The organism is Herbaspirillum sp. B65 (assembly GCF_000333555.1).
Taxonomy (GTDB): domain Bacteria; phylum Pseudomonadota; class Gammaproteobacteria; order Burkholderiales; family Burkholderiaceae_D; genus Herbaspirillum; species Herbaspirillum rubrisubalbicans.
In genome coordinates this window covers 1-2,871 of sequence record NZ_BADI01000818.1, presented here as the reverse complement: position 1 = coordinate 2,871, position 2,871 = coordinate 1, and the positions used below count along the sequence as shown (strand labels likewise).

General features: G+C 61.3%; 3 protein-coding genes and 1 pseudogene. 3 read left to right on the top strand and 1 reads right to left on the bottom strand.

Translation table 11 applies throughout. From position 1 onward, the window contains the following. Nucleotides 1–480 (bottom strand): annotated as a pseudogene (locus tag I5W_RS19540) (glycosyltransferase family 4 protein); the annotation flags it as partial. 364 nt (nucleotides 481–844) lie between these two features. Here I5W_RS19540 and rfbF point away from each other — a divergent pair. The 3 genes from rfbF to I5W_RS19525 form a co-directional block, all read left to right on the top strand. Beyond that, entirely contained in the window at nucleotides 845–1,624 is a 780-nt protein-coding gene (rfbF, locus tag I5W_RS19535; protein WP_017449827.1) for a glucose-1-phosphate cytidylyltransferase, read from the top strand. A 28-nt stretch (nucleotides 1,625–1,652) separates the two neighbouring features. After that, nucleotides 1,653–2,210, top strand: a complete 558-nt coding sequence (locus I5W_RS19530) for a dTDP-4-dehydrorhamnose 3,5-epimerase family protein (protein WP_044530476.1) — start codon at nucleotides 1,653–1,655, stop codon at nucleotides 2,208–2,210. Next, nucleotides 2,207–2,871 (top strand): class I SAM-dependent methyltransferase (locus tag I5W_RS19525; RefSeq protein ID WP_044530475.1); only part of this gene is annotated, 665 nt, incomplete at its 3' end. The genes I5W_RS19530 and I5W_RS19525, both read left to right, overlap by 4 nt.

The window sequence follows — 2,871 nt, the reverse complement described above, 5'->3', positions numbered from 1 at the left end:
GGCGGGAGCATTGAAGCGACGCTGGCTGCCCAGGATGAAATCGTCGAGCTGGCGCGCCAACTGATCACGCCGGGCAGCAAAGGTGGCGTCGGGCACCAGCGGCAATTCCAATAGGGGCACGCCGGCATCGGCCAGGTCGGCCCGCCAGGCCAGCGGGAACTCGCCCGCACGCGCGGTTTGGCCGGGGTGGAGCTGATAGCGCACCACGTTGAGGGCCGATAGCGGATTGCCGGCCACGCTGCCGGCATAGATCACGATGGGATTACGCCCAGCGGCCAGGTGGGCATTGATCAGTTCCTGCGTCAGGCGCGGCGTGCGCAGGGCAGTACTGCCTTCATCGGTCACGTAGGCTTCTTCCCCCCACAGGTTCAACGCATGGCACAAGCGGTGCAGCAGCAGGGCTTCTTCCGTGTGGGTAGCGTAGGCGGGAGCGAAGATGTAATACGGGGAGTGAAGCCGGGCGAACAAATCTGGTCTCATATGCTACTCGGTGGTCTGTCTCTGGGGGTCTCGATGATCTGCGCAAGTGACAGCGCCGCGTCGTCTTGCTCCCGGCCGTGCGGCTCTTGCCGCACTGTCTGCACGGCCGGCCTTATGCAATCGGGGCAGTATAGCAGCGCACTTTTTGGCGGAATGAGCTGAATTGGCGGCAAAGAGGGTGACAAATCCTCGAATGAACGGGCCTCCAGGACGCTGCAAAAAGCCAAATTGGCGCCGATAAACCGCCCAGACCCACGGTTGTTCCCAATGGCAAAGCCGGTAACATAGGCATCTTTGGTGAAAACCTTGCTTTCATTGCAATGTTTTCCTGGCTCACGGAACATCAATCAGCTAGGAGTAGAAATTGAAAGTCGTCATTCTCGCCGGCGGCCTGGGTACGCGGCTTGGGGAAGAAACCGATGTGCGCCCGAAACCCATGGTGGAGATCGGCGGCAAGCCCATCCTGTGGCACATCATGAAGGCTTATTCACAGCACGGCTTCAATGAATTCGTGATCCTGCTGGGCTACAAGGGTTACCTGATCAAGGAATTCTTCGCCAATTATTTCCTGCACCAGGGCGATGTCACCATCGATCTGGCTGACAACCGGGTGGAGGTCCACCGCAACAAGTCCGAGCCTTGGAAGGTCACTCTGGTGGAGACCGGCCTGCACACCCAGACCGGTGGTCGGCTGTTGGCCGCGCGTGACTATCTCAAGGATGACGATTTCATGCTGACCTACGGGGATGGCGTCTCCGATGTCGATGTGAGCGCACTGGTGGCCCACCACCAAGCTCATCCGCAGACCCTGGTGACCATGACCACGGTGCAGCCTGAAGCGCGTTTCGGCATGGTGCAGACCGATGAGGCCGGCTTCATCCGCGATTTCCGCGAAAAGCCGCCCGGTGACCTGGGCTGGATCAACGGTGGCTTCATGGTCTGCCGCCAGGGCGTGTTCGACTATCTGAAGGATGGCGAAGCCACCATCTTCGAGCGCGCACCGCTGGAACAGATCGCTGGCGATGGCAGGCTGCTGAACTGGCCGCATCATGGTTTCTGGAAATGCATGGATACCCTGCGCGACAAGATCCAGCTCAACCAGATGTGGGAGCAGGGCCAGGCACGATGGAAGACCTGGAACTGAGGCCGCCGTCGCAGCGTCGGGAGCGCAGATGAACCTGCAGATCACGCCAACCGGCATCGACGGTGCGGTGCTGATATCGAGCCGGCGTCGGGGCGACGCGCGTGGCAGTTTCGCGCGCTGGTTCTGCGAGGAAGAGTTGGCACCGGTACTGGGCACCAGCCACATCGTGCAGATCAATCATTCCTTTACTGAAGAAGTCGGTAGCGTGCGCGGAATGCATTTCCAGTACGCTCCCATGGCGGAGAAGAAACTGATCCGCTGCCTGGCCGGACGTGTCTTCGATGTAGTGCTGGACCTGCGTGCCGGCTCGCCCACCTTTCTGCAATGGCGCGGTATCGAGCTGGCTGCCGGGGATGACCGCGCGCTGCTGATCCCGGAGGGCTGCGCGCACGGTTTCCAGGTACTGCAAGGCGGTGCCGCACTGCTGTACCTGCATACTGCTCCCTATGCACCGCACGCCGAAGGCGGCGTGCGCCATGATGATCCGCGCGTGGCCATCGCCTGGCCGCTGCCGCCGTGCAACCTGTCGCCGCGCGACCTCCAGCATCCCTTGCTGGCTCCCGATTTCGATGGAATCAAGCTATGAAATGCCGCCACTGTCAGACCGAACTGCATGACACCTTCATCGACCTGGGCTTCTCGCCGCCCTCCAACGCCTATCTCAAGGCCGAGGATCTGCGCCGCCCTGAGACCACCTATCCGCTCAAGGTGATGGTGTGCCGCCAGTGCTGGCTGGTGCAGACCGAGGATTACACGCATTACGACCAGCTCTTTGCCAACGACTACGCTTATTTCTCCTCGACCTCCAGCACCTGGTTGCAACATGCCGCGCGCTATGTGGACATGATTGCCGCGCGTCTGGCCTTGGGCAGCCAATCCCTGGTGGTGGAACTGGCGGCCAATGACGGCTACCTGCTGCAATACGTGCAGCAGAAGGGGATACCCTGCCTGGGCGTGGAGCCCACCACCAGCACGGCCAATGCGGCGCGTGCCAAGGGCATTCCCATCGTCGAGGAATTCTTCGGTGTGGCGCTGGGCCAGCGCCTGCGCGCCAGCCACGGCGCGGCCGACTTGATCGCGGCCAACAACGTGCTGGCCCATGTGCCGGACATCAATGATTTCGTCGGCGGCATGACCGCACTGCTGGCACCGCAAGGTACCGTCACGGTGGAATGCCCGCACCTGCTGAACCTGATCGAACAATCGCAGTTCGATACCATTTACCACGAGCATTTTCCTACCTCTCG

Coding starts and splice junctions, on each gene's coding strand:
- I5W_RS19530 (WP_044530476.1), top strand. CDS start 1,653: ATGAACCTGCAGATCACGCCAACCGGCATCGACGGTGCGGTGCTGATA.